Below are 25,256 nucleotides of genomic sequence, written 5' to 3'. Positions count from 1 at the left end.
CGACGGGGGATTGGGGACGGCCCGCGCGGGGGAGACGCAAGCGGAGAGCGCACGGGGGATGACGCGACGGGACCGGCCGGCGCCCGGTGGGGGCCGGTGGGGCGGACGAGGTGCGGGAGGGGCAGGGGGGATGGGAGTGCCTGTCAGGGCGCGGCGCCGACGCCGCTCCGACCGGGGCGCGGTCGCCCTCTTCGTGGCGATCTGCGCGGCCTACGTCGTGCTCGTCATCGCCCTGGTGATCGACGCCGGCGGCCGGTTGCGGGTCGCCGAACGCACCGACGCCTACGCCCAGGAGGCCGCGCGGGTCGGCGGACAGCAGCTCGACCAGGCCGCCGTCCTCCAGGGGAAGGGCTTCAAAATCCAGCAGGACTACGTCCGGCAGGCCGCCGACGCCTACCTGGCCCTGTACGGCCTCCAGGCGGGCGAGGTCGAGTTCTCCGGCGACGGCAAGGTCGTCACCGTCACCGTGCGGGCCGACTACCGGCCCGTCCTGCTGGGCGCGCTCGGGGAGCGGAAGGTAACGGGCAAGGGCAGTGCGACCCTCGTCCACGGAGTCGAGAAAGCGGAGACCGACTGATGGCCGCGCCACGTGCCAAGGACCAGGCCCGAACCGCCCCGGGCCGGGCTCGAACCGCCAAGGGCCGGAGCCCGGGCGCCAAGGACCAGGCCCGGAGCGCCAACGGCCGGGCCCACACCGGACACCGGGCCGCCGGCCGCCCCGCCGCCCCGGCGCCCCGCCCACCGCGCGGGCGCGGCCGCGGCGCAGCCCTGATCACCGCGCTCGCCGCGCTGGTCACCCTGCTCGCCCTGCTGCTCGGCGTCCCCGCGCTGCTGCTCTACGGCACCCGTGCGGTCGCCGCGATGGGCGACGTCGCGCCGGACGGCGTCGGCCAGGCGCTCACCGGCCCGGACGACGGACGGCTGTTCCTCTGGCTGCTGGTCGTGGTCGGCTGGCTCGCCTGGGGCTGCTTCGCGTTCTCCGTCCTGCTGGAGATCCCCGCGCAGCTGCGCGGCCGGATCGCCCGCCGCATCCCCGCCTTCGGCTGGAGCCAGCGGATGGCGGCCGGCCTGGTCGGCTCGGTGTTCGCGCTGATGCCGGTCGCCGGCTCGGCCTTCGCCGCCACCCCGGCCCACACCGCCACCGCCCCGGCGGAGTTGGCGGCCGGAGTGCAGCGCGCCGCCCTGCCCGCCGCCCAGGCCGCGCCCGCGCTGGCGCCCGCCGCCGAGCAGAACCCCACGTACACCGTGCGGGACAGCCGGCCCGCTGACAGCCTGTGGTCCATCGCCGAACGCCAACTGGGCTCCGGTGAACGGTGGGTGGAGATCGCCAAGCTCAACGACGGCCGGGTGATGGACGATTCAGGCATCCGCTTCGACGCCGACCGGCCGATCCAGCCGGGGTGGGCGCTGCTGATGCCGGGGGACGCGAAGGCGGACGGGTCGGCGCCTTCGCCTGCTCCGACGCCTGCTCCTTCGTCCGAGCCCGCGCCCGCCCCTGCTTCCGGTGCCGGGTCGGCCCAGGTGCCGCAGGCCGGGACGGAGCCGGGTGCGGGTGGGCATGCGACGGTGACCGTCCAGGGCGGGGACAGCCTGTCCGTCATCGCCCAGAGGGAGTTGGGGGACGCCGAGGCGTGGCCGAAGCTCTTCGAGGCGAACAAGGGCGCCCAGGCGCCGGACGGAGAACGGCTGACCGATCCGGACGTGCTGGTGCCCGGGATGGTGCTCACGGTGCCGGGGGCGGCCGCTCCCGCGCCCGCTCCTTCGCCTGCTCCTCCGTCCGAGCCCGCGCCCGCTCCGGCGCCGCAGCCGGCTCCGTCGACCGGCCAGCCGCCGGCCGACCAGGCGCCCGCCACTCCCGCCCCCGCGCCGACCCCGGCCGCGTCCCAGCCCGTCACCCCGGCGCCCACCCACGCGCCCGCCCATGCGCCCGCCCCCGCCGCGCACGCCGAACCGGCCGCCGGTGACGACTACTCCATCGCCCTCACCGCCTCCACCGTCGGTGTCCTGCTCGCCGCCGTCATGGTCGGCACCGTCGCCCACAAGCGCGGCACCCAGTTGCGCGCCCGCCGCCCCCGGCACCGCATCACCATGCCCGACGCCGAGGCCGCCGCCTTCGAGAACGAGCTCAGGGCCCGTCAGGACGACGCCGGCCTCGACCTGCTCGACCGCGCCCTGCGCACCATGGCCCGCAACACCGTGCGCGGCGGCAAGCGCCTGCCCGCCATCGTCGCCGCCCGGATCACCCCCGGCCACACCATCGAACTGCACCTCTCCGGCCCGGCCACCCCGATCGCGCCGTTCCGCGCCGCGCACGCCGCCAACGTCTGGTGGTGCAGCCTCGACTCCGGCGACCTGCTCAGCGCCGCCCAGGCCCGCAAGACCGCCGCGCCCTACCCCGCCCTGGTCACCCTCGGCACCTCGCCCGACGGCTCGGTCGTCCTCGCCGACCTGGAGGCCGTCCGGCTGCTCCACCTCTCCGGCCACCCCGACGACGCCCGCGACATCCTGCGCACCCTCGCCGTCGAACTCGCGCACAGCCCGCTCGCCGACCGGCTCCACCTGCACCTGGTCGACCTCGCCGAGGAGGTGCCGATCAGCGGCCCGGCCGCCGAACGCATCCACCGCCACCCCACCCTGGAGGCCGCGCTCGCCGCCCTCGGCCCGCGCACCGCCAAGGCCCGCGCCACGCTGGTCGCCGCCGAGGCCGCCAGCCCGCGCGACGCCCGCAGCCGGGGCCAGGCCGACGAGTCCTGGACCCCCGAGATCGTGCTCTGCGCCCAGCAGCCCGGCGGCGAGGTCCCCGCCGAACTCGGCCGCCTGCTCGACGCCCGGCCGCGCACCTGCGTCGCCGTCATCACCCGCGCCCCCGAACGCGGCACCGGCCCCGTCGCCCGCTGGACCCTCCCGGCCACCGGCCAGGCGGCCATCCCCGGCCTGCACCTCACCGTCGAACTCCAGCGGCTCAGCGACCAGCAGTACGACCAGGTCACCGAACTGCTCCGCGCCGCCGACGACCTCACCCAGCACCCGGCCCCCGCCTGGACCCTGGACGGTCCCGGCCTCGACCCCGACGCGGACGACGACGACACCGACACGGCCGAACTGCCCGCCGCCGTACCCGTGCTGGCCGCCGTCGGCGCCGCCGCGACCGGCGGGCAGGGCGGTACGGACACGGCCGCCGGGCCCCGGCTGCTCGCCCGGGTCATCGGCACCGGCGCCAGCCCGTTCGCGGGCACCGACCCGGCGACGCCGGTACCGGCCCCTCCGGCCGGGCCGGGGCGGTACGCGGTCAACGGGCAGGGGCGGCAGGCCGCCTCCGCCGAGACCGAGACCGGGAGCGGGAGCGGGAGCGGAGTCGGTACCGGGAGCGGGACCGACGAAGAGCTCGTGGTCGGGCAGCTCGTTGACGAGGCTACGGACGAGGCAGCGGACGAGGCCACCCGGGACCTGCGCCGCCCGGATGCGGTGGCGGGGGACGCGGCGGAGGCACCGCAGCAAGCCCCCGCGGCCGTCCTCGCCGTGCCGTCCGTGCCGTCCGTGCCTGCCGTCCAGTCCGTCCAGCCGGTCGTGCCGCAGTCGCCCGTCGAGCCGGCCCCGGTCCACCAGCCCGCGCCCGCGCCCGCGCCTTCCGGCGTCGACCCGCGCGTCCCGTCCCGGCCGGAGCCCTCGCCCGACCTCCTGCCCGGCACCGAAGCCGAGGCCCCGGCCGAAGCCGATTCCCACGCTGATTCCCACACCGAGTCCGGAGTCGAACCCGGAGCCGAGCCCGGCCCCGCCGCCGTCGCTCCGGTCGCCCAGACCACCCCCGGGCGCAGCGACAGCGACGACCTGCTCGCCATCCTGCGCTCCCCGGAGGCGCACGCCGCCCGCAACGCCCCCCGGATCCGCCTGCTCGGCCCGGTCGACGTCGCCGGAGCCCTCGGTACCGCCGAACCCGGCGCGCTGTCCCGGCTCACCGAACTCGCCGTCTACCTCGCGCTGCGGCCCGGCGCCGACCACCACGCCCTCGACCACGACCTCCACCCCGGCGCCGCCCACCTCGACCCGCACCCCACCGCGGCCGACGCCAAGAGCCCGCTCCCAGGCAAACTCGCCGACCTGGCCGCCTGGTTCGGCACCTCGCCCGAGGGCCGCGCCTTCCTGCCCACCGACACCACCGACGGCTACTCCTTCACCCCGGTCGTCACCTGCGACTGGGACGAGTTCCGCAGCCTCTACCGGCGCGGCATGCGCAGCACCAGCGCCACCGCCGACGCCGCCCTCGCCCACGCCCTGGCCCTGGTGCGCGGCGCCCCGTTCGCCGAGGCCCCGCCCGCCTCCTACGGCTGGGCCGAGGCCGAACGCCAGGACATGATCGCGGCGATCGTCGACACCGCCCACGAACTGGCCGCCCGCCGCCTGCAGTACGGCGACCACCGCAGCGCCGAGGCCGCCGTCTTCCGCGGCCTCGCCGTCGCCCCGGACGTCGAACTCCTGCACCGGGACCTCTTCTACGCCTACGCCTCGGCCGGCGCCCGCGACCAACTCCTGCGCGCCGTCAACCGTCTCGACGCGCTCAGCCGCCGCACCGGCCGTGACCTGGACGCCGACACCGTCGCCCTGCTCCGCGACCTGCTGGCCGGTTCCTGACGTCCCCTGCATGCCTGTAGAATCCGCGAATCCGTGAGCACTGTAGGCCGATCATGAGCACTGTCCGAGCAAATCCGGGTGATCATGATCAGGGGGCCGAGCTGTTCGAATGGATTCATCCGATGCGGTGGGTTCGTGTCAGGCTGGCGGCGGTCACCCACAGGTCTTCGAGCGGGAGTTGACGAATGGCCGAGCGTGCCGCCATCAAAGAGCCCTCGGCATCCCGCCGGATCGCGGAGACACTGCGTGGTGAGATCCTCGATGGCCGGATCGGCGCCGGCGAGGCGCTCCCGACGGTGCGTGAGCTTTCGGTCCGCTTCGAAGCCAAGGGTGCGGTCATCCGAAAGGCCCTCCAACTGCTGCAGGGAGAGGGGTACGTGAAGCCAGGCCCGGCCGGGAGGTTGTACACGCCTGGTCTCGATACGCACTGGATGTACGGCGGCGACTTTGACCGTTTCGCCGCTGTTGCCCAGCCGGACCGGCATCCCCCACACGACCACCCGTAGGCCGACGGATTGGTGCTGCCCGAGGGCCTGCTCTCGGATTGCTCATGATCGCTCGACACGGCGACCGTCGGCGAGTGCTCACCGGGCAGATACCCGCAGGTCACAACGCCGAGATTGCTCACGGAATCGTGGACCCTACAATGCCGCTGCCCGGCCGCCCCTCGGGGTGACCGGGCAGCGGCATACGGGGCCGCGTCGATCAGGCCGATCAGGTCGGTCGGGCCGGTCAGGTCGGGCAGACGCACCGGCCGTCGACGGTGCGCTCGGTGGCGGTGTGGACGTCCCGGACGGCGGCGAGCGGGACCCGGGCCACCGCCACACCCACCCGGGTCCGGTCCGCCGGCGTCCGGGCGACGACGTCGAGCTGCCTCTGCTCCGCCACGGTGGCCCGGGCGAGCACGCTGAAGACGTACGCCCCGCCCTCGACGCCGTACCCGTCCGCCCACAGCTCGACCACCGCCCCGCCGTCCAGCGTCAGGTGCCAGGGCAGGGGCGGTCCGGCGGCGAAGTCCATGGTCGGGGAGTCCAGATGGTCGGGGAGTTTAGATGGTCGGAGAGTCTAAGGCGTGTCGTGTCGGTGTGTGCGCAACCAGGCGTCCAGGGTGGCGAAGTCGGCTGCGGTGAGGCCGCGTTGGTGGTCGACGCGGTGGAGGAGCGCGGGGGCGGGCGAGTGGGCCGCGATCCAGCGGCGGTCGGTGGCGGCGATCTCGTCGTCCACCCAGACGAACGGGCGGCCGGCGGCCCGGGCGACCAGCGCGCGGGTCTTCCCGTGCAGGCCGGCCGGTTCGTCGCCGTCCTCCACCGGCCAGCTCACGACGGGTAGTTGCGGCAGCCCGAGCCAGGGGGAGAGGCAGTCGTTCGCATCGGACATCCACGTCGTCGCCCACACCAGTTCGCACGGCAGGCTCAGCAGGCGCCCGCCGAGCGCCGGATCGACGCGGGCCAGCAGGGGGTTGACGCCCGGGCCGGGTGCGGCGGCGGAGACGCCGCGGAAGACGGGGTAGCCGCCCGGGGGCGGCGCGCCGAAGGGGATGAGCGGTCCGTCGATGTCGAGGAACAGGAGAGGTGTACCGGGGCCTGCCATGACGGCACGATAGCGGGCCGCGTGGCACGCCGATCGGAGACCCGGCCTGGATCGGGTGTGCCGGGATCTCGTAGGGTGGCGCGACGGGAGTGGTGGCAGGCACCACCCAGCAAGGGCATCAGACGCCGCGAAGCGGCGGGGTGGGCGGTGACCAGAAGATGGCGGAGACGACAGCTGTCCCCGGAGGCCCCGAACCGGCAGCGGACTCGGGCCCCTGGGACGCCGTACCGCCGCCGCGCACCCCGGCCGAGGAGCACCCGCCCGGGCCCGCCGCGCTCTACGAGCCGCCGCCCGTGCCCCTGCTCCCGCCGCCCGCTCCGGCAGCCCCGCCGTCGGCTCCGACGGCTCCGGCCGCGGTGCCGGGACCGCCGCCGACCGCGCCCACCGGATGGACCGTCACCGGCATGCCCGCCGTGGGCGCGCCGCCGTCCACGGCCACGCCGCCGCCCTTCCCGGCCCCGGGCGTGAGCGCCCCCGGTGCGGGCGGACTGGGGGCGGCGCCGCGCGGACGGATCCTGGTCGTCGAGGGCGGCTACGGCAACTCCGGGCGCCGCACCTGGGGTCGGGGCGGTCCCGCCCAGGCGTCGGTGCTGTCCGCGATGCTCGCGGCCGTCTCACCGCAGGTACTGCTCGCCGCGGACGCGGTGGACGCCGTCCACCTCCCCGGCGCCAGCGACCCGCACACCGTCCTCGCCCACCTGCGTGCCGCGTCCCGCCATCCGGGGCCGCTGCTCGTCCACTTGGGCGGTCACGTGGTCGCCGACAAGCGCGGCGGACAGCTCCAGCTCACCCTGCGCGACTCCAAGCAGGACGGCCTGCCCTGGCAGGCCGTCGCCGCCGAGCTGAGCCACCGCCCGGCCGAGTGGGAGACCCTCGTCGTCGCCGACCTCAGCGCCGACCAGAACGCCTGGCCGTACCTCCAGGGCGCCGCCTCGCCGCTCAGCGAGGGCATCCCGCTGTGGGCGGTCGTCAGCCCGGACCCGGAGCAGATCGGCACCTTCACCCGGGCCCTGATCGAGGCGCTGCACGGCGGCCGCCCCGGCGCGGGCGACGTGCTCGCGCCCGAGCAACTGCGGCAACAGGTGTACTCGGTGCTGCGGCCGGACGTCGTCATCCTGGCCACGCACGCCCCGGACTGCCCGGTCTTCCGCAACACCGCCCGCCGTGGCGACGGTCCGCCGGCCGACGTGTCGGCGCCGGTCGATGCAGTGCCGCCGGTTGATGCCGTGCGGGCCGATGTGGTGTCGTCCGGGCCGGCCGTGCTGTCGGTGCCGCCGGTGCCGGGTCGGGCGGAGTCGCAGGACGCCGTCGTCGAACCGCCCGTGGCGCCCCCGGCCTTGCCGTCGTCGGCCTCCCCGGCTCCTGGGACCGAGGCCGGTCCGGTGAGCCTGGTCAAGCCCGGCGTGCCGCCCACCCCACCCAGGCCGGCCCGCCCGGTCAGCCTGCTGAAGGGGCAGCCGGCCGGCCCGGCTGGCGTGACCCTGCACAAGCCCGCTCCGGCGGACGCGACGCCCGAGGTCGTCGAGCGGTCCGCAGGCGTGACGCTGGCCAAGCCCCAGCAGCCGGGGCCGGAACCGGAGTTGGAGTCCGAGCGGGAGCGGGAGCGGGAGCCGGAGCAGGCGCCGGCGGACGTCGCCACGCCGACGGCGGAACCGCAGGACGCCGCCCCGACACAGGCCCCTCCCGTTGACGAGGCCCCCGTGGACGCGGCCCCCGTGGCGGAGGCCCCAGCGGACGCGGTGCCAGCAGACGCGGTGCCGGCGGACGAGGTGCCTGCCGATGCGGTGCCCGTCGACGCTCCGGTGTCCGGTCAGCCGCGTGCCGACTACCGGGAGGCCATCGGCCGGATCGTCCGCAGCGCGGATGCCGGGGAGCACGGTGCCGCCACCGAACTCGCCTTCGCCCTCGAACTGGAGGCGATCGCCGAGCACGGCGCCGCCTCCGAACCGGTCCTCCAGGTGCGCCAGGTCCGGGCGCACGTGTGCCGTCTCGCGGGCCGGCCGGCCGAGGCCGCGGACATCTACCGCGAGGTGGCCCTGGCGTTGCTCCGTTCGCAGGGGCCGGACCACCCGGAGACCCAGCAGGCGGCCACCAATGCCGAGGCCTGCTGGCGCTCGGTCCCCGACCGCGCGGCGGCCCTTCGGATCGCCCCGGAGATCATCGAGCTCCGCGCCTACCTCCCGGGCCCCGACGGCCGTAAGCTCCGCGCCGCCGAGCGCTACCTCGCCCAACTGGCCGCCGCCCCGGAGCCCGCAACGCCGCCCGCCTCGGAGCCCGCTTCCGCCCTGGCGGACCGCGTCTGACCCTTCGCGCCGCACGGCCGGGCCGGACGACCGGCACCGGGCTGCGAGCAACTAACACCGAACAGAAAACAAAAAACAGAAAACAGCGAACAGATAACAGATTTCGAAATCTGTTATCTGTTCGCTGTTAGTTGTTACTTGCTACCCACCACTGCCCGTCAGCGACCGGCGATGGCGTGGACGAACTTCGCGCCGTCGATGGTGCCGAGGCCGCTGGAGAGGTCGTAGCCCTCGGTGGCGGTGTAGCCGGTGACGCCACCCCAGGAGTTGTCGCCCTCCTTCACGTCCGTGATGCCGCTCCACGCGCTCGGGAGCAGGTTGAGCCCGTACAGACGCCAGTTGAGCTGGCCGAGGCGGTGGCCGGCGAGCTGGTCGGCGAGGGCGACGACGCCGGAGAACAGCGGGGTGGCCTCGCTGGTGCCGCCGGTGAGGTGCCAGCCGACGGAGGTCGGGTCGTAGGACTCGTAGGTCCAGGCGCCGCCGTCGACGGCCGCGCTCATGCTGATGTCGGGCGTGCCGCGGTGGTTGCCGGTGACGTTGGCGACGCCGGCCTGGTACCACGGGCGCTCGAAGATGCCGGAGACGCCACCGCCGCCGGCGCCGGACTTGTCGTGCCACACCTTGTCGGGCGCGGTGCGCGCGCCGTTGTCGTCCAGGGTGAGCTGGGTGCCGCCGATGGAGGTGACCAGCGGGTCGGAGGACGGCCAGGAGTTGACCTTGTACGGGTACAGGTCGGTGCCGTTGGTCTGCGCGTCGGTGGCGCCGTTGTCGCCGGAGGCGGCGAGCACGGTGACGTTGTGGTCGGCGGCGGCCTGGAAGGCGTAGCGCAGGTCGGTGAGCGACTTGAAGTCGCCCTTGTCGTACCCCGGGAAGGTGTTCTCGGTGGCGCCGAAGCTCTGCGAGATGACGTCGCCGCGGCCGGCCTTGATGAGGGCCTTCTCGGCGTCCATCATCTCGGGCAGACCGGTGGTGCCCTCGGTCTCGGCGACACCGGTCTCGACCAGGACGATGTGCGCGTCGGGGGCGATGGCGTGGGCGTACTCGACGTCCAGCGTGGTCTCGCCGGCCCAGCCGGTGTGGTCGGGGTTCTTGGGGTCGAAGGCGGGGACGTTGCCCCACTTGACCACCTCGACGTTGGTGTCCTGGATGCCCCACTGCTTGTCGAAGACCTCCAGGTCGTGCTGGATGGTCGGCGAGCCGAAGGAGTCGACGATGACGATCGTGCGGCCCTTGCCGGTGATGCCCTCCTGGTACAGCGGGTTCAGGTTGTAGGCGTTCCGGTACTGCAGCGGCGAGTAGCAGTGGATGCCGATCTGACTGACGCACTGGGTGGTGGTCAGCGGGGCGGTGCGGCCCTGGGCGTTGTGGTGCCCGAAGGAGGCGGGGCGGACGTGGACGCCCGTGAGGTCGTGCGCGGGGGCGGCGGTCGCGGCGCCGACCGCCGGGACGGCGATGGTGCCGGCCGTGAGGGCGGTGGCCCCGACGGCGAGCAGAGCCAGGGCACGGCGAAGGGGGGCGGGGCTGCCCATGGGACTCCTTGGGGCGCAGGGCCCGACCTGGTCCGGTCGGGTCGGTCCGGCCATCCCATCGACTGCCGCATGATCATGCCATAGTCATTTGGTGGGGTCGCCTGATCAGAGGCATGGTCATGCTCGGCCACGCGAAAAGGTAAAGACCGTCCCAGGTGAAGGTAACCCCACGCCCGGGACGGTCATGTGACGACAGGTCAGTATTATCGTACTAATGCTGAACGGTTCTTGACGATCCCCGCCCGGGCCAGCCCTACCGCGCCCCGCCGTTGACGTACAGCGTCTGCCCGCTGACGTACGAGGCGTCCTCGCTGGCCAGGAAGGCGACCACGGACGCGATCTCCTCCGGCTGTCCCACCCGGCGCAGCGGGGTCCGGGCGGAGACCTCTGCGTGCTGGTCCTCGGCCGTGCTGCCGACCCGCTCGGCGGTGGCCGCGGTCATCGCGGTGGCGATGTACCCGGGGGCGACGGCGTTGACGTTGATGTTGAACGGCCCCAGCTCGATCGCGAGGGTCGCGGTGAGCCCCTGGATGCCGGCCTTGGCGGCCGCGTAGTTGGCCTGCCCCCGGTTGCCGAGGGCGGAGCGCGAGCTGAGCGAGACGATCTTCCCGTACTTCTGCGCCACCATGTACTTCTGCGCGACGTGGCTGCAGTTGTACGCGCTGGTCAGATTGACGGTCAGAACCGCGTCCCAGTCGGCCTTCGGCATCTTGAAGAACAGGTTGTCCCGGGTGATCCCGGCGTTGTTCACCAGGATGTGCACCCCGCCGAGGTCCGCCGCGACCTGCGCGAACACCGCCTCGACGGCGTCGTAGTCGGCCACGTCGCAGCCGTACGCCCGAGCGGTGCCGCCCTTGGCGGTGATCTCCGCGACCGTCCCGGCGGCCCGTTCGGCGGTGAGGTCGACGACGGCGACGGTCGCGCCCTCCTCGGCGAGCCGGCGGGCGGTGGCCGCGCCGATGCCCTGCGCGGCGCCGGTCACGACGGCGACCCGCCCCGCGAACCTGCCCGCCAGGCCCGTCACTTCAGCCACTGCGGCTACTTCAGTCATTCCCGGTGCTCCCTTGGACTCGGACGTGAACTCGAACTCGGACGTGAACTCGGACGCGGACTCGACCGTGAACTCGGCCGCGAACGCGGGCCCGCACTCAGTCAACGTTCTCGACGAGGACGGCAGTGCCCTGACCGACCCCCACACACATGGTGGCGAGCCCGCGCCGGGCGTCGGTGCGGCGCATCCGGTGCAGCAGGGTGGTGAGGATGCGCGCGCCGGAGCCGCCCAGCGGGTGGCCGAGCGCGATCGCCCCGCCGCTCGGGTTGACCAGTTCGTCGGCCTGTTCGGGGGTGAATCCGATGCCGTCGGCGGAGGCCAGGGCCTGGGCGGCGAAGGCCTCGTTGAGTTCGGCGGTGTCGAGGTCGGCCAGCGACCAGCCGGCCCGGCCGAGCACCTTGCGGGTGGCCGGCACCGGGCCGATGCCCATCACGTCGGGGTGCACCCCGACGGAGGCGCCGGCCACGTACCGGCCGAGCGGCCGCAGCCCGAGGTCGCGCAGCGCCTCCTCGCCGACCAGGAGCAGCCCGGCCGCGCCGTCGTTCATCGGCGAGGCGTTGCCGGCCGTGACGGTGCCGCCGGGGCGGAAGGCGGGCTTGAGGCGGGCGAGCTTCTCCAGGCTGGTGTCCTCGCGGATGCCCTCGTCCTGGCCGACCGTCACGCCGTCGGGCCGTTCGACCGGGATCAGCTCGGCGTCGAAGTGGCCGTCCTTGCGGGCGGCGGCGGCCCGTTGGTGGCTGCGCAGCGCGAAGGCGTCCTGGCGTTCCCGCCCGATGCCGTACCGGCCGGCCACCTCCTCGGCGGTCTCGCCCATGCTGAGCACGCCGTGCAGTTCGGCCATCCGGGGGTTGGTGAGCCGCCAGCCGAGCCGGGTGTCGTAGGTCTCGATCCGGTGCGGGAGGGCCTCGTCGGGGCGGGGGAGGACGAAGGGGGCGCGGGTCATCGACTCGCAGCCGCCGGCCAGGACGACGTCGGCCTCGCCGGAGCCGATGGCCCGGGCGGCGAGGGTGACGGCCTCCAGCCCGGAGGCGCAGAGCCGGTTGACGGTGGCGCCGGGGACGGTCTCCGGCAGGCCGGCCAGCAGGACGGCCATCCGGGCGGCGTTGCGGTTGTCCTCGCCGGCCTGGTTGGCGGCGCCCCAGTAGACGTCGTCGATGCGGGCGGGGTCGAGGGCGGGGACGTCGGCGAGCAGGGCGCGCAGCACGGTGGCCGAGAGGTCGTCCGGGCGGACCGTGGCGAGCGCTCCGCGCAGCTGGCCGATGGGTGTGCGGCGGGCTGCGGCGAAGTAGACGGGACGCACGTCGTCGGGCTCCTATCCGGTTGAATCCGAGTGATCCGAGTGATCCGAGCAGTCAGGGTGATCCGAGCAGTCAGGACGGTCAGGACGGTCCGGGTGATCCGGGTGGTCCGGGTGGTCCGATTGACCTGTCCTGGCTGATCGGATGGGATGAACGGGCTGGTCAGAAGGCGTTGACCCCGGTGAGGGCGCGGCCGATGAGCAACTGGTGGATCTGGCTGGTGCCCTCGTAGAGGGTCATGACCCGCGCGTCGCGCAGGTACTTGCCGACCGGGTACTCGTCGATGAAGCCGTAGCCGCCGAACACCTGGAGCGCGTTGTTGGCGGCCCGGACGGCGGCCTCGCTCGCGTAGAGCTTGGCGACGGAGGACTCGGTGGCGAACGGCAGGCCGCGTTCGATGTGGTCGGCGACCTTCCAGGTGAGCAGCCGGGCGGCCTCGACGTCGACGGCGATGCCGGCCAGCAGTTCCTGGACGAGTTGGTGCGAGGCGATCGGGCGGCCGAACTGCTCGCGCTCGCCGGCGTAGCGGACGGCGGCCTCCAGGCAGGCGCGGGCGATGCCGACGCAGCCCGCCGCGACCGACATCCGGCCCTTGGCGAGCGCGGACATCGCCACCCGGAACCCCTTGTCGACCTCGCCGAGCCGCGCGCTGTCGGGCACCCGGACCCGGTCGAGGGCGAGCTCGGCGGTGGCCTGGCCGCGCAGGCCGAGCTTGCCGTGGATCTCGGTGCGGGTGAAGCCGGGCAGGTCGGTGGGCACCAGGAAAGCGGTGATGCCCTTGTGGCCCTGCCGGTCGGGGTCGTCGCCGCCGGTGCGGGCGAAGACCAGGGCGACGTCGGCCCAGGTGCCGTTGGTGATGAACATCTTGGCGCCGCTGATCAGCCAGTCGTCGCCGTCCCGGACGGCGCGGGTGCTGAGGTTGGCCGCGTCGGAGCCGGTGCCGGGTTCGGTGAGCGCGAAGCAGCCGAGCGACTCGCCCGAGGTGAGCCGGGGGAGCCAGTGCTGCTTCTGCTCTTCGGTCCCGTAGCCGTTGACGGACTTGGCGACCAGGCCGAGTGTGACCGAGACGATGCCGCGGACGGCCGAGTCGCCGCGGCCGAGCTCCTCCAGGACCAGGCAGTACGCGAGGTGGTCGCCGCCGCTGCCGCCGTAATCCTCGGGGATGGTGAGGCCGAGGAAGCCGAGCCCGGCCAGTTTGCCGATGATCGCGCGGTCGACGGACTCGGCACGGTCCCAGGCGGCGGCGTGCGGAGCGATCTCGCGGTCGGTGAAGGAGGCGGCGAGGTCCCGGACGGCGCTCTGCTCCTCGGACAGCTCCAGGTTCACGGCGGCTCCAGATCCATTAAACTAGCGCTGCAAGTTTTATGGAGGGACTGTAGCCCCGGCCGGCCCGCGCTGGGAAGGGGCACCTGCCAGAATCGGTCCCCGCCCCACCCGACCGGAGGAACCGGAGGCAGCACCCCGATGGCCCGCCCGCGCACCCCGCTGCTCAGCCGCGAGCGCATCGTCGCCGCTGCTCTGCGGCTGATCGACGCCGAGGGCCTGGCGGCCCTCTCCACCCGCCGCCTCGCCACCGAACTGTCGGTCAGCGGTCCCTCGCTCTACAACCACGTCGCGACCAAGGACGAACTGCTGGACGCGGTGGTGGACAGCGTGATCGGCGAGGTCGACTTGTCGATGTTCGGCACGCCCGACGGCCCGCCCACCGCTACGCCCACCGCTAAGCCCGACGGCACGCCCGACGACACACCCACCGCTACGCCCGACGGCCCGCCCCACGGCCGGCCGACGCCCTGGCCGGACGCGCTGCGCGCTTGGGCCCGCTCCTACCGCGCCGCCCTCGCCGCCCACCCCAACATCGTGCCGGTGCTCGCCCAGGGCCCGGGCCGCCGGCCGAACGCGCTGCGCCTGGCCGACGCGGTCTTCGGCCACCTGGTCGAGGCCGGCTGGCCGCGCGGCCAGGCCACCCGGATCGGCGCGCTGATGCGCTACTTCGTCACCGGCTCGGCGCTGGCCTCCTTCGCGGCCGGCTTCCCCGCGGACGCCGAGGTGTACGACGCGGCCGACTACCCGCACCTCGGCGAGGCGCACCGGCTGGCCGGGCACCGCGGGACGGTGGACGAGGGCGCCTTCGAGACCGGCTTGGAAGCGCTGCTCGACGGGCTCGTCCTGCGCTTCGAGCGCCTCACCGAACGTTCCTAGACCCCGCCGCCGTCGGTCTTCCCCCTGTCTCACCGTCCCGCTGTTTCCGCTGCCCCCGCCCCCGCTGCCCCCGCCGCCCCCCGCCTCACCAGGGCTCGCGCGCCAGGAAGGCCGGCCGCAGCGACGGGTCCACCGGGTCGTAGTACCGGTGGTAGACGGGCGTGAGTCCGCCGGAGACCGGGGGCACGATCCAGCTCCAGTCCGCCGGGGTCGGCCGGCCGAGCCGCTTCTCCTGGGCGACGTGCCGGAGGAAGCGCTCGGACTCGGTGTGGTGGTCGGCGATCGTCACTCCGGTCTCCTGGAAGGAGTGCAGCACCGCGATGTTGAGCTCGATCAGCGCGCGGTCGCGCCAGAGCGTGCGCTCGCTGGAGGTGTCCAGGCCCAGGCGCTCGGCGACGGTGCCGAGCAGGTCGTAGCGGTCGGCGTCGGCGAGGTTGCGGGCGCCGATCTCGGTGCCCATGTACCAGCCGTTGAAGGGCGCGGCCGGGTAGCGGACGCCGCCGATCTCCAGCGTCATGTCGCTGATCGCGGGCACCGCGTACCAGCGCAGGCCCAGGTCGGCGAACCAGTCGTACGCGGGGTGGGTGAGCGGCACCTCCAGGGTGGTGTCGTCCGGCAGCTCGTACCAGCGCGGGCGCTCGTCGGGGCGTTCCTGGACGAGCAGCGGCAGCACCTCGAAGCGGTCCTCGGCGCACTTCCAGCCGAGGTCGCGGGCGCGGGCGGCGAGTGCGGTGCCGGCCGGGTCGCCGACGACGGCGTCGCCGACCCGGTGGCCGGCGTAGCGGACCAGCTGCTGGTTGACGATGCGGGCGGCCGGGTGGCCGGGGCGGTCGGGGGCGAACACCGAGACCACCGGGCGGATCCGTCCGCCGTTGCCGGCCAGCCGCAGGTGCTCGAAGCACTCGGCGGCGATGTCGTCGGCCGAGTCGAGGTGGCGCAGGTCGCGCACCACCAGACTGCGCCAGTACAGCCGGCCGATGCAGCGGGCGGCGTTGCGCCAGGCGAGCTTGGCGCCGTAGGCGAGTTCGGCGGGGGTGTGCTCGTAGCTGCCGGTGCGCTCGATCTCGTCGAGGACGGCCCGTATCCGGGGGTCCGGGGCCCCGGTGGCGGGCTGCTCGCGATGGAAGCGGCGGATGAACTCGGCGGCCTGCTCCGGGTCGGTGAACGGCGGCGTGGACGATGGCGGGGGCGTGGACGGCGGCGTGGACGATGGCGGGGGCGACGGCCGGGCCGCGGCCGGGGTGTGGGTGTGGGTGTGGGCGTACGGGCAGCCGCCGGCGGGGGCGGCGGCTGGTCTGCGGGCGCGGAGCCGGTTGAAGATCAAGGACACATCCCTCCTGGCGAACAGGAGTACCGGAGGTGTCCGGGCCGCCGCAGGGAGTGAACGATTCGGCCCCCGCACCCGCGCTGATCGCGCTAGGGTGCGGGGGCCGATGGTCGGACTGTCGGATCAGCCCATGTCCTCCAGTCGGACGCCCTTGGTCTCCTTCATGAACTTCGCCACGAAGACGATCGACAGCGCCGCGAACGCCGCGTACACCAGGTAGGTCGCCGACAGGTTCCAACGCGACATCGACGGGAACGACACGGTGATCGCCCAGTTGGCGATCCACTGCGCGGAGGCGGCGACGGACAGCGCGGCGGCCCGGATGCGGTTCGGGAACATCTCGCCGAGCATCACCCAGACGACGACGCCCCAGGACATCGCGAAGAACAGCACGAAGGCGTTGGCGGCGACCAGTGCGACGGTGCCCTGGAGGTCGGGCAGCGTGACGTTGTCGCCGCTGCCGGTGGCGGAGGAGAACGCCCAGCCGGCCGCGCCGAGCGCGACGGCCATGCCGGCCGAGCCGATCAGGGCGAGCGGCTTGCGGCCGATCCGGTCCACCAGCAGGATCGCGACGACGGTGCCGAGGATGTTGATGACCGAGCCGACGAAGCTGATCAGCAGCGAGTTGCTCTGGTCGATGCCGACCGACTGCCACAGGATCGACGAGTAGTAGAAGATCACGTTGATGCCGACCAGCTGCTGGAAGACCGACAGTCCGATGCCGACCCAGACGATCGGCAGCAGGCCGAAGCGCCCGCCGAGCAGGTCCCCGAAGCGCGGGCGGTGGTCGGAGGCGATCAGCCCCTGGACCTCGGCGATCCGGGCGTCGGTGTCGATGTCCTGGCCCTCGACCTGGGCGAGCACGGCGCGGGCGTCGTCCAGCCGGCCGGCCTGGATCAGGTAGCGCGGGGACTCGGGGATCACCGAGGCGAGGGTGAAGTAGACCGCGGCCGGGACGACGCAGATGCCGAGCATCCACTGCCAGGCCTCCAGGCCGAGCAGCTGGCCGCGGGTGTCGCCGCCGGCCGCGTTCGCCAGCAGCCAGTTGACCAGCTGGGAGATCGCGATGCCGAGCACGATCGCGGCCTGCTGGAAGGAGGCCAGCCGGCCCCGGTACTTGGTGGGCGCGACCTCGGCGATGTAGGTCGGGGCGATCACCGAGGCGATGCCGATGGCCGCGCCGCCGAGCACGCGCCAGAAGGCGAGGTCCCAGGCGGCGAAGGGGAGCATCGAGCCGATCGCGCTGACCGCGAACAGCAGCGCGCCCGCCTTCATGACCTTGATGCGGCCGTAGCGGTCGGCGAACCGGCCGGCCAGTGCGGCGCCGATCGCCGAGCCCAGCAGGGCGGAGGAGACGATCAGACCGGTCACGCCGTCGCTGACGCCGAACTTCTCCTGGATTCCGGAGACGGCGCCGTTGATCACGGAACTGTCGTAGCCGAACAGGAACCCGCCGAGGGCTGCGGCGGCGGTGATGAAGACGACGAAGCCGAGGCGGCCGGGCGCGGAGGCCTCGACCGCCCCGGAGGGCTGCTTGGTGACGCTCACGATCTTGACTCCTGGTACTCAACGCTGAGCTCGGTAGCCGAGATCGTAACCCTTATTCGTTTAAGTCTTGTACACCAGAAACCTCAATTTTTGCTCTGAGGATTCGTAAGGTGAACAAGCAAATTAGGCTGCGCCGAACCTCCCTACGCCGGGGCGGACAGGGACAGCCCGAACCGGCCCTCCTCGTCCGTCCACCAGTGGCTCAGCCGCAGCCCGGCCGCCGCCAGCTCGGCGGACACCCGCTCCCGGCGGAACTTGGCGGACACCTCGGTGCGCAGCTCCTCGCCCCGGTCGAAGTGCACCGGCAGGTTCAGCGCCGGGATCTTCACGGTCTGCGCGCGCAGCGAGCGCAGCCGCATCTCGATCCACTCCCGGTCCGGGTCCCACCGCGCGACGTGCGCGAACGCGGTCGGGTCGAAGTCGGCGCCCAGCTCGCGGTTGAGCACGTTGAGCACGTTGAGGTTGAACTCGGCGGTCACCCCGGCCGCGTCGTCGTAGGCGGCGACCAGCATCGACGGGTCCTTGACCAGGTCGGTGCCGAGCAGCAGGAAGTCGCCCGGGTCGAGGGCCGCGCGCAGCCCGCGCAGGAAGGCCGCCCGCTCCTCGGGCAGCAGGTTGCCCAGGGTGCCGCCGAGGAAGGCGACCAGCCGGGGGCCGCCCTCCGGGGGCAGGCCGAGCCGGGCGGTGAAGTCGGCCAGCACGCCGTGCACGGCGAGCCCGGGGTACTCGGCGGCGAGCGCGACGCCGGCGGCGGTCAGCGCGCTCTCGCTGACGTCCACCGGGACGTACGTCTCCAGGGTGCCGAGCGCGCGCAGCGCGTCCAGCAGCAGCCGGGTCTTCTCGGAGGATCCGGAGCCCAGCTCGACCAGCGTGCGGGCCCCGGTGGCGGCGGCGATCTCGCCGGCCCGGGCGGTCAGGATGGCCCGCTCGGCGCGGGTCGGGTAGTACTCCGGCAGCCGGGTGATCTCCTCGAACAGCTCGCTGCCCCGCGCGTCGTAGAACCACTTCGGCGGCAGCCACTTGGGTTCGGAGGTCAGCCCGTGCTGCACGTCGTGGCGCAGCGCGGTGCTGAAGTGGTCGGCGGGCAGCAGCCGGGTGAGATCAAATGTGTCCATGACAGGGTGGGTCCTCTGTTCAGAAGATGAAGGGGCGATGGAGGATCAGTAGCGGCCGAGGAGCTGACGGACGGTGACGCCGCGCTCGTCGACCACCACCAGCGAGCCGTCCGGAACGGCCGTCCAGCCGGGGGCGTCGTCGTACGGCTCGGAGGCCACCACCGTGCCGAGCCCGGGCAGGTCGCGGTGGTGCAGGGTGTCGCCCCAGGCGGTCGCGGCGAGTGTGCGGCCGTCGGTGAGCAGCAGGTTGAGCCGGCCGGCGGTGTGCGCGGTGACGTCCGCGACGGTGCCTGCCAGCGCCTCGCCGAGCCCGGCCCCCGCCCGCAGCCGGTGCAGGACCAGGGCCCACAGCAGCGCCGAGTCGGAGCGCGCCTCCAGCTCCAGCAGCTCGGCCGGCGGGAGCAGGGCGGCCAGCGCGTCCAGCTTGCCCGGCCAGCCCGCCACCGCGCCGTTGTGGCTGAACAGCCAGTGCCCGGCCGCGAACGGCGCCGCCGCGCTCTCGCCCGCCGCGCAGCCCTCGGTGGCGGAGCGCACCGCCGCCAGCAGCGCCCGGGTGCGGATCACCCGGGCGAGGTCGGCGAACGCGGCGTCCGCCCAGATCGGCCCGTCCCGGCGGTAGCGGGCCGGCACCTCGTCGCCGTCCGCGTACCAGCCGAGGCCGAAGCCGTCCGCGTTGACCGTGCCGTACTGCTGCGCCCGGGGCGCCCAGGACTGCCGGTACAGGCCGTGCGGCGGGTGCACCAGCAGCTCCTGCGGCGCCACCGGCTCACCCAGGTAGGCGAGGTGGCGGCACATCAGGCCACCTCCAGGTCGCGGGCGGTGCGGAACCCGGCGAAGATCTGCCGCCGGACGGGGTAGTCCCAGTTGCGGAAGGTGCCCCGGCAGGCGACCGGCGCCACCGCGAAGCAGCCGCCGCGCAGCACCTTGTACTCCGGTCCGAAGAAGACCTCCGAGTACTCCTGGTACGGCCAGGCCCGGAACCCCGGGTAGGGGCGGAAGTCGCTGGCCGTCCACTCCCACACGTCGCCGATCAACTGCCGTACGCCGTACGGGGACTCGCCCGCCGGGTAGCCGCCGGCCGGGGCCGGGCGCAGGTGCCGCTGCCCGAGGTTGGCGTGCTCGGCTCCGGGGGCCTGGTCGCCCCACGGGTAGCGGCGGGAGCGGCCGCTCGCCGGGTCGTGCCGGGCCGCCTTCTCCCACTCCGCCTCGGTCGGCAGCCGTCGTCCGGCCCACCGGGCGTAGGCGTCCGCCTCGTACCAGCTGACGTGCAGGACGGGCTCGTCCGCCGGGACGGGCTCCACCGCGCCGAACCGGCGCCGCAGCCACTGGCCGCCGTCCAGGCGCCAGAACAGCGGGGCGGTCAGGTCGGCCCGCCGCCGGTGCTCCCAGCCCTCGGGCGTCCACCAGCGCGGCTCGTCGTAGCCGCCGTCCGCGATGAACCGCTGGTACGCGGCGTTGGTGACGGGCGTGGTGTCCAGCAGGAAGGCGGGCAGCTCGACCACGTGCGCGGGGCGCTCGTTGTCCAGCGCCCACGGCTCGGTGTCGGTGCCCATGGTGAACGGCCCTGCGGGGACGAGCACTTCGGCGGGCAGCGCGGCCGCGTCCGCCGGGGCGGGCGGCGGCGGGGGAGCGGCCAGCGCCGGCTCCCCCGTGCGGAGCTGGTGGGTGATCAGCATCGTCTCGTCGTGCTGCTGCTCGTGCTGGGCGATCATCCCGAACGCGAACCCCGCGTCCAGCAGCGGCGCCCCCTCCAGCGGGCTGGCCGCCAGCAGGTCCAGCACCCGGCCGCGCACCTCGTGCGCGTACGCCCGGGCCTCGGCGGGCGCCAGCAGCGGCAGGCTCGGCCGCTCGGCCCGGGGGTGCTGGAAGGCGTCGTACAGCGGGTCGATCTCCGGGTGCATCGGGTCGCGGCCGCCGACGTTGCGCAGCAGCCAGAGTTCCTCCTGGTTGCCGATGTGCGCCAGGTCCCAGACCAGCGGGGACATCAACGGCGAGTGCTGGGCGGTGAGGTCGCCGTCCTCGACGCAGTCGGTGAGCGCGGCGGTGCGGGCGCGGGCGGCCAGCAGTTCGGCCGCGATGGTCTCGCGCAACTCCTCGGTGCCCGCCGCCGGGGCGGCAGGGGGGCGGACGTCGGTCATGGTGCGGCCTCCTCCGGAGGAGTGCGTCGGGTGCCGGAGCGCAGGGCGTCCAACTGGTCGTCGGCGGGGCAGCGGCCGCGCGCGGGGTAGCGCTCGGCGAACTCGGCGACGGCGGCGCGCAGCCGCCCGGCGCCGGGCAGGCGGCCCAGCGCGGCGTCGGCGGCGGCGAAGCAGGTCAGGGCGGCGCGGCGCAGCTCGGGATCGGCGACGGCCAGCGTCGCGGCCCGGCGCCAGACGTCGCTGCGCGGCGGGCGCGGACCGTCCGGGCGGTCCAGCGGCTCCAGCGCGGCGAGCGCGGCCTCGGCGGCCGGCGGGTCGTCCAGCAGCGCGGTGACCAGGGCGGTGGGCACCACCCAGCCGTCCCCGGGCTGGGCGTCGATCATGCGCAGCTCCAGGTGGCCGCGCGGGCGCACCGGCGGGAACAGGGTGGTCCGGTGGTAGTCCAAGTCGGCCAGCGTGGGCGGGCGTTCGCCGCCGCCGCGGACCCAGTCGCGGAAGGTCAGGCCGGGCGGGGCCGTCCACGGCAGCCCCTCCGGGCGGCGCACGCACAGCACCTCGGCGTCCAGCACGTACTGCGCCCAGGCCTCGCGCGGGTCGCCGTGGTCCGGCTCCGGGGCGAGCGTGCGGGTCGGGTCCATCCGGGACCAGACGGTCTGCCGGGTGGACCGGTGACCGGTCGGCCTGCCGTCCAGCAGCGGGGAGTTGGCGAAGGCGGCGACCAGGACCGGGCCGAGCAGGTGGGTCAGCCGCCAGCGGCGCTCCACCGCGTGCGGGCCGCCCGCGTCGCCGGCGTCCAGGCACACCTGCACCGAGGCCGTGCCGGTCATCATGATCCGGCCCCAGGGGCCGGCGGAGTCGAAGAACCGCTCCATCGCGAGGTAGCGGGGGTGGTCCAGGACCATCAGGCGGGGGCGGGCCAGCGGGTCCGTCCCGGTGCCGGTGAGGCGCAGGCCCTGCGCCGCGAAGGCGGCCCGCAGGGCGGTCAGATCGCGTCGGGTGTCCTCGACGCAGGCCAGGAGGCCGGTGGCGGGCGGGGAGCTGAGCTCGACCTGCCCGCCGGGTTCGAGCGTGAGCCGCGAGCCGGAGGGGAGCGAGGCCCCGTCCGGGCCGCCGAGTGGCAGCGACTCCAGTGCGGCGTGGACCAGTTCCGGTCGGACGGGCTTGCCGGGACATCGGTCGTCGTGGACGAACCACTCGACCTCGACGCCCACCAGCCGGGGCGGTCCGATCTTGAAGCAGACGCCCGACACGTGGCTGAGCGCCCCCGACTCGGTCAGCGGGGTCACCCCCGGCGGGGGCGCTGGGGGGCTCTGCCGGTCGGGCGGAGTGGTGCGGGATGTCGGTATCACCGGACTTACCATCCTCGGGGTCAGGATTGCGGCCCGAACTACCCTGCCCAGTCTGCTACGGAGCATGCGGGGGCGCTTCGCAAATATCGTGTGAACGTTCGTTTCTGCAGGTCAGGGGTGGCGCGATCGGGTGAATCCGGGGATCCGGGGCGGCTTTCCGGGCGTGCGCGGGGTGCCGGGCGGGAGCGTCGAGGGACGTCGGTGAGCAGAGGGCGCGCGGGCGTCGGGCGGGGTGCCCCGGCGGTTCGGTCACCGTCGGTCGAGGCGCTCCAGGACGGCGTCCAGCACCGGGCCCGGCAGGGCGTAGTTCAGCCGCAGCCCGCCCCGGCCGCCGGGGCCGAACTCGGCGCCGTCCGAGGCCTCCAGGCCGCAGCGCTCCAGCAGCGCCCGGCGGGCCCCGTCCGGCGGCAGCCCCAGGGCGGCGGCGTCCAGCCAGAGCAGGTAGGAGGACTGCGGCGCGGAGCGGACGGCGGTCCCCAGCCGGCCGGTGAGCCGGGCGCGGGCGGCGGCGAGGTGGGCGAGCAGTGCGTCCAGCCACGGCCCGCCCTCGGCCAGCGCCGCCCGCTGGACGGTCTGCTCCAGCAGGCCGCCCTCCCAGAGGCCGAAGCCGGCCAGCACCTCGGTGAACCGGGCGCGCAGGCCCGGATCGGGGACGAGCGCGAAACTGCTCGGCAGGCCGGAGCAGTTGAAGGTCTTGCCGACCGAGTTCAGGGTGACCACCCGGGGCCGGAGCGCCGCGTCGACGGTGGCCACCGCCACCGGGTGGACGTACCCGGGGTGGGTGAGATCGCCGTGCACCTCGTCCGAGACCAGCAGCGCGCCGGCCTCCGCCGCCCGCTCGGCGAGGGACCGCAGTTCGGCGGCCGGCCAGACCCGGGCGGAGGGGTTGTGCGGGCTGCTCAGCAGAACGGCTCCGGCCGGGTGGGGGAGCGGGCCGTCCGGGAGCCGGTAGCCGTCCGGGCCGACGGCCAGGGGCAGTTCCCGGTACGGGAGGCCGGCCGCCCGGCACAGTTGGGCGAAGCCGCCCCACTCCGGCGTCGGGAACAGCACCGGCGCCTGCGGGCGCACGGTCTCCAGCAGCAGGCGCAGGGCGGTGCGCGGGCCGCAGGGCAGCAGCAGCACCCAGTCCGGATCCACCTCGACGCCGTGCCGCGAGCGGTACCAGCGGGCCACCAGAGCCCGCCCGGCCGGGTCGCACACCGTGTACCCGTACGCGCGGTGGCGGGCCCGGCGCTCCAACGCGGCGGCCACGGCCGGGGGCCCGGGCAGGTCCATGTCCGCCAGGCCCATCGCGATCACCCCGGGCGCCCCCGCGCGGGCCCACTTGCTGCTGCCCGTCCCGGTCCGGTCGAAGGGCGCCGCGAAGCCGAACGCGTCCGGTGCGGTGGTGGGCATGACGGCCTCCGGTGGTCGGGGGTGCGCCGCCACGCTAGAGCCGGACGGGTCCTGGCCGCCACCGGCCGTGTGGTCACCTCTTCGCCGGCCCGCCCCCGCTGCCCAGGTGCGCCGCCAGCCCCCGCCGCCCCCGGCGCATCATCACCGCGTGGTTGGCCCGGAACAGCGGGTGCAGGGGCAGCGCGAGGCGGCGCAGCAGGGGCTTTCGGGGGCGGGTGTCCTCCTCGAAGAGCACTCGGCTGCCCGGCCCGTCCGAGGTGACGGTGAACCGTGACCACCCGGTGAGATCGCCCCGCATGGCCGCCTCCAGCACTCCGGCGGCCGGGTCGCGCCGTCGGGTCTCCAGGCGGATCACCAGCCGGTACGGCAGCAGCGCGCGCACCACGAGGTCCCCGGACTCCTCGCCGGTCTGCCGGACTTCGAGGACCTCGGGCCACCACAGCGGGTAACTCCGTACGTCCTCCAGTGCCGCGTACACGTCGGGCGCCGGCGCCGCGAGTCGCCACGTGCCCCGGAAACGGTAGTGGTTGGGGTCCACGCGCCCCACCCTAGGACGCTCCGGTCCGGAGCCGGCCCGTTTCGGTCGGGTTCCCTCGCCGACACCCGGGCCCTACGGTGGCCCGGCTGTCGACGCGACCGGTGCCGGTGAGACGGGCGGCGAACGCTCCGTAAACGTCGCATGCCAGGACGGAGGTGTTCCGCTTGCGGCCGTTCGGGGTGCAGGGGAGGATCTTGTGTGCTTGTAGTCTCGTCTGTCACAGCAGCTGTCGCGAGGCACTGCATCCCCGGAAAACGGAGTGAAGGAGTCACAGGCATGCGGCGACCGAGCTGGGTACCGGAGGGCACGGACCTGGACAAACCGAACGCCGCGCGGGTCTACGACTACTACCTGGGGGGCTCGCACAACTTCGAGGTCGACCGGGAGATGGCGCGCAAGGCGATGGCCCTGTGGCCGGAGCTGCCGCAGATCATGCGCTCCAACCGGGCCTTCCTGCGGCGGGCCGTGTCCTTCCTGGCCGAGCGCGGCGTCACCCGCTTCCTGGACATCGGCTCCGGCATCCCGACCTTCGGCGCGGTGCACGAGATCGCCCGCGCGATCCGCCCCGAGGCGACGGTCCTCTACGTGGACCGGGACCCGGTCGCCGTCGCACACAGCCGCCTGCTGCTGGAGGACGACCCCGGCAGCGAGGTCGTCCAGGCCGACCTGCGCGACATCCACGACCTGCTGGCCCGCCCCGAGGTGGCCGCCCTGCTGGCGCAGGGCGAGCCGGTGGCCGTCCTGCTGGTCGCCGTCGCGCACTTCGTCACCGACGACGAGGACCCGTGGAAGCTGATCGGCACGCTCCGTGACGCGCTCCCGCCCGGCAGCGCGCTGGTCCTCTCGCACGCCTCCCTGGAGGGCCGACCGGACCAGGCGGAGGAGCACCAGGAGCTCTACCGCAGGACGCCGACCCCGCTGACCATGCGCACCCACGAGCAGATCAGCGGGATGTTCGCCGGCTTCGAGCTGGTCGAACCGGGCGTGGTCTACCTGCCGCAGTGGCGCCCGGACCAGCCGGAGACGGTCGGCGAGCACCCCGAGCGGATGACCGGGGTGGCGGGCGTGGGGTTCCGCCCTTGAGCGGACGGATCGGGCGAGTGACCGACGGCCGCGGGCTCCGCGAAGCGGCCGCCGGTCACCCCGCCGTGCCCGCCGCGTGGACCACTGCGCCCCCTGCCCGGACCACTGCGCCCCCCGCCCGGCCCGCCGCCGTCTGCGGCGGCCACCCCGCAGCAGTAACC

General features: G+C 74.4%; 20 protein-coding genes. 6 read left to right on the top strand and 14 right to left on the bottom strand.

Features of this window, described 5'->3' with window-relative positions:
- Positions 1 to 130 precede the first annotated feature (130 nt).
- The 3 genes from ACFV6D_RS10275 to ACFV6D_RS10265 all read left to right on the top strand — a co-directional run bounded on the left by ACFV6D_RS10275 (position 131) and on the right by ACFV6D_RS10265 (position 5,135).
- Positions 131 to 577, top strand: coding sequence for a hypothetical protein (locus ACFV6D_RS10275; protein ID WP_063350047.1), 447 nt, complete (start codon positions 131 to 133; stop codon positions 575 to 577).
- Positions 577 to 4,629 (top strand): BTAD domain-containing putative transcriptional regulator, encoded by a 4,053-nt coding sequence (locus ACFV6D_RS10270; RefSeq protein ID WP_380559156.1) that lies wholly within the window; start codon positions 577 to 579, stop codon positions 4,627 to 4,629. The genes ACFV6D_RS10275 and ACFV6D_RS10270 overlap by 1 nt, the downstream gene beginning before the upstream one ends.
- Positions 4,630 to 4,814: 185 nt before the next feature.
- On the top strand, positions 4,815 to 5,135 hold the full coding sequence (locus ACFV6D_RS10265; protein WP_380489213.1) for a GntR family transcriptional regulator: 321 nt from the start codon (positions 4,815 to 4,817) through the stop codon (positions 5,133 to 5,135).
- A 226-nt stretch (positions 5,136 to 5,361) separates the two neighbouring features.
- On the opposite strand, the gene ACFV6D_RS10260 is transcribed toward ACFV6D_RS10265, so the two are convergent.
- Positions 5,362 to 5,649, bottom strand: a complete 288-nt coding sequence (locus ACFV6D_RS10260; RefSeq protein WP_380489216.1) for a hypothetical protein — start codon at positions 5,647 to 5,649, stop codon at positions 5,362 to 5,364.
- Positions 5,650 to 5,694: 45 nt separating this feature from the next.
- Positions 5,695 to 6,219, bottom strand: coding sequence for an HAD domain-containing protein (locus ACFV6D_RS10255; RefSeq protein ID WP_380559155.1), 525 nt, complete (start codon positions 6,217 to 6,219; stop codon positions 5,695 to 5,697).
- A gap of 158 nt (positions 6,220 to 6,377) precedes the next feature.
- On the opposite strand from ACFV6D_RS10255, the gene ACFV6D_RS10250 reads away from it, so the two are divergent.
- Entirely contained in the window at positions 6,378 to 8,522 is a 2,145-nt protein-coding gene (locus tag ACFV6D_RS10250) for a hypothetical protein (RefSeq protein WP_380559153.1), read from the top strand.
- A 158-nt stretch (positions 8,523 to 8,680) separates the two neighbouring features.
- Here ACFV6D_RS10250 and ACFV6D_RS10245 read toward each other — a convergent pair whose 3' ends face one another.
- The 4 genes from ACFV6D_RS10245 to ACFV6D_RS10230 form a co-directional block, all read right to left on the bottom strand.
- Positions 8,681 to 10,051 carry a S8 family serine peptidase gene (locus ACFV6D_RS10245; protein ID WP_063350053.1) on the bottom strand — a complete coding sequence of 457 codons (1,371 nt, stop codon included), beginning with the start codon at positions 10,049 to 10,051 and terminating at the stop codon, positions 8,681 to 8,683.
- A 253-nt stretch (positions 10,052 to 10,304) separates the two neighbouring features.
- Positions 10,305 to 11,075: a 3-oxoacyl-ACP reductase FabG gene (gene fabG, locus ACFV6D_RS10240; RefSeq protein WP_244293711.1), complete on the bottom strand. Its 771-nt coding sequence runs from the start codon at positions 11,073 to 11,075 to the stop codon at positions 10,305 to 10,307.
- 124 nt (positions 11,076 to 11,199) lie between these two features.
- Positions 11,200 to 12,402: a thiolase family protein gene (locus tag ACFV6D_RS10235; RefSeq protein WP_380559151.1), complete on the bottom strand. Its 1,203-nt coding sequence runs from the start codon at positions 12,400 to 12,402 to the stop codon at positions 11,200 to 11,202.
- Between the two features lie 160 nt (positions 12,403 to 12,562).
- Positions 12,563 to 13,726 (bottom strand): acyl-CoA dehydrogenase family protein, encoded by a 1,164-nt coding sequence (locus tag ACFV6D_RS10230; protein WP_063350055.1) that lies wholly within the window; start codon positions 13,724 to 13,726, stop codon positions 12,563 to 12,565.
- Positions 13,727 to 13,864: 138 nt separating this feature from the next.
- On the opposite strand from ACFV6D_RS10230, the gene ACFV6D_RS10225 reads away from it, so the two are divergent.
- Entirely contained in the window at positions 13,865 to 14,602 is a 738-nt protein-coding gene (locus ACFV6D_RS10225) for a TetR/AcrR family transcriptional regulator (RefSeq protein WP_380559149.1), read from the top strand.
- Between the two features lie 85 nt (positions 14,603 to 14,687).
- Here ACFV6D_RS10225 and ACFV6D_RS10220 read toward each other — a convergent pair whose 3' ends face one another.
- From ACFV6D_RS10220 to ACFV6D_RS10185, 8 genes are all read right to left on the bottom strand, one after another.
- Positions 14,688 to 15,932 (bottom strand): nitric oxide synthase oxygenase, encoded by a 1,245-nt coding sequence (locus ACFV6D_RS10220; protein ID WP_380559147.1) that lies wholly within the window; start codon positions 15,930 to 15,932, stop codon positions 14,688 to 14,690.
- Positions 15,933 to 16,052: 120 nt separating this feature from the next.
- Positions 16,053 to 17,480, bottom strand: a complete 1,428-nt coding sequence (locus tag ACFV6D_RS10215) for a sugar porter family MFS transporter (protein WP_380559220.1) — start codon at positions 17,478 to 17,480, stop codon at positions 16,053 to 16,055.
- Positions 17,481 to 17,620: 140 nt separating this feature from the next.
- Positions 17,621 to 18,592, bottom strand: a complete 972-nt coding sequence (gene egtD, locus ACFV6D_RS10210) for an L-histidine N(alpha)-methyltransferase (protein ID WP_063350058.1) — start codon at positions 18,590 to 18,592, stop codon at positions 17,621 to 17,623.
- Between the two features lie 45 nt (positions 18,593 to 18,637).
- Positions 18,638 to 19,387, bottom strand: coding sequence for an ergothioneine biosynthesis protein EgtC (gene egtC / locus ACFV6D_RS10205; protein WP_380341749.1), 750 nt, complete (start codon positions 19,385 to 19,387; stop codon positions 18,638 to 18,640).
- On the bottom strand, positions 19,387 to 20,730 hold the full coding sequence (gene egtB / locus ACFV6D_RS10200; RefSeq protein ID WP_380341746.1) for an ergothioneine biosynthesis protein EgtB: 1,344 nt from the start codon (positions 20,728 to 20,730) through the stop codon (positions 19,387 to 19,389). The genes egtC and egtB overlap by 1 nt, the downstream gene beginning before the upstream one ends.
- A complete protein-coding gene (gene egtA / locus ACFV6D_RS10195; protein WP_380559145.1) occupies positions 20,727 to 22,016 on the bottom strand; it encodes an ergothioneine biosynthesis glutamate--cysteine ligase EgtA in 1,290 nt (429 codons plus the stop codon). The genes egtB and egtA overlap by 4 nt, the downstream gene beginning before the upstream one ends.
- Positions 22,017 to 22,328: 312 nt before the next feature.
- Positions 22,329 to 23,474: an aminotransferase class I/II-fold pyridoxal phosphate-dependent enzyme gene (locus ACFV6D_RS10190; protein ID WP_380559143.1), complete on the bottom strand. Its 1,146-nt coding sequence runs from the start codon at positions 23,472 to 23,474 to the stop codon at positions 22,329 to 22,331.
- Positions 23,475 to 23,547: 73 nt separating this feature from the next.
- Positions 23,548 to 24,012 carry an SRPBCC family protein gene (locus ACFV6D_RS10185; RefSeq protein ID WP_380559141.1) on the bottom strand — a complete coding sequence of 155 codons (465 nt, stop codon included), beginning with the start codon at positions 24,010 to 24,012 and terminating at the stop codon, positions 23,548 to 23,550.
- Between the two features lie 276 nt (positions 24,013 to 24,288).
- Here ACFV6D_RS10185 and ACFV6D_RS10180 point away from each other — a divergent pair, with 276 nt between their 5' ends.
- Positions 24,289 to 25,095: an SAM-dependent methyltransferase gene (locus tag ACFV6D_RS10180; RefSeq protein WP_063350062.1), complete on the top strand. Its 807-nt coding sequence runs from the start codon at positions 24,289 to 24,291 to the stop codon at positions 25,093 to 25,095.
- The last annotated feature ends 161 nt before the right edge of the window (positions 25,096 to 25,256 follow it).

The sequence above is a fragment of the Kitasatospora sp. NPDC059812 genome (genome assembly GCF_042732075.1).
Taxonomy (GTDB): Bacteria; Actinomycetota; Actinomycetes; order Streptomycetales; family Streptomycetaceae; genus Kitasatospora.
The sequence above is the reverse complement of the archived record's forward strand: the minus strand, read 5'-3'. Positions and strand labels throughout refer to the sequence as shown.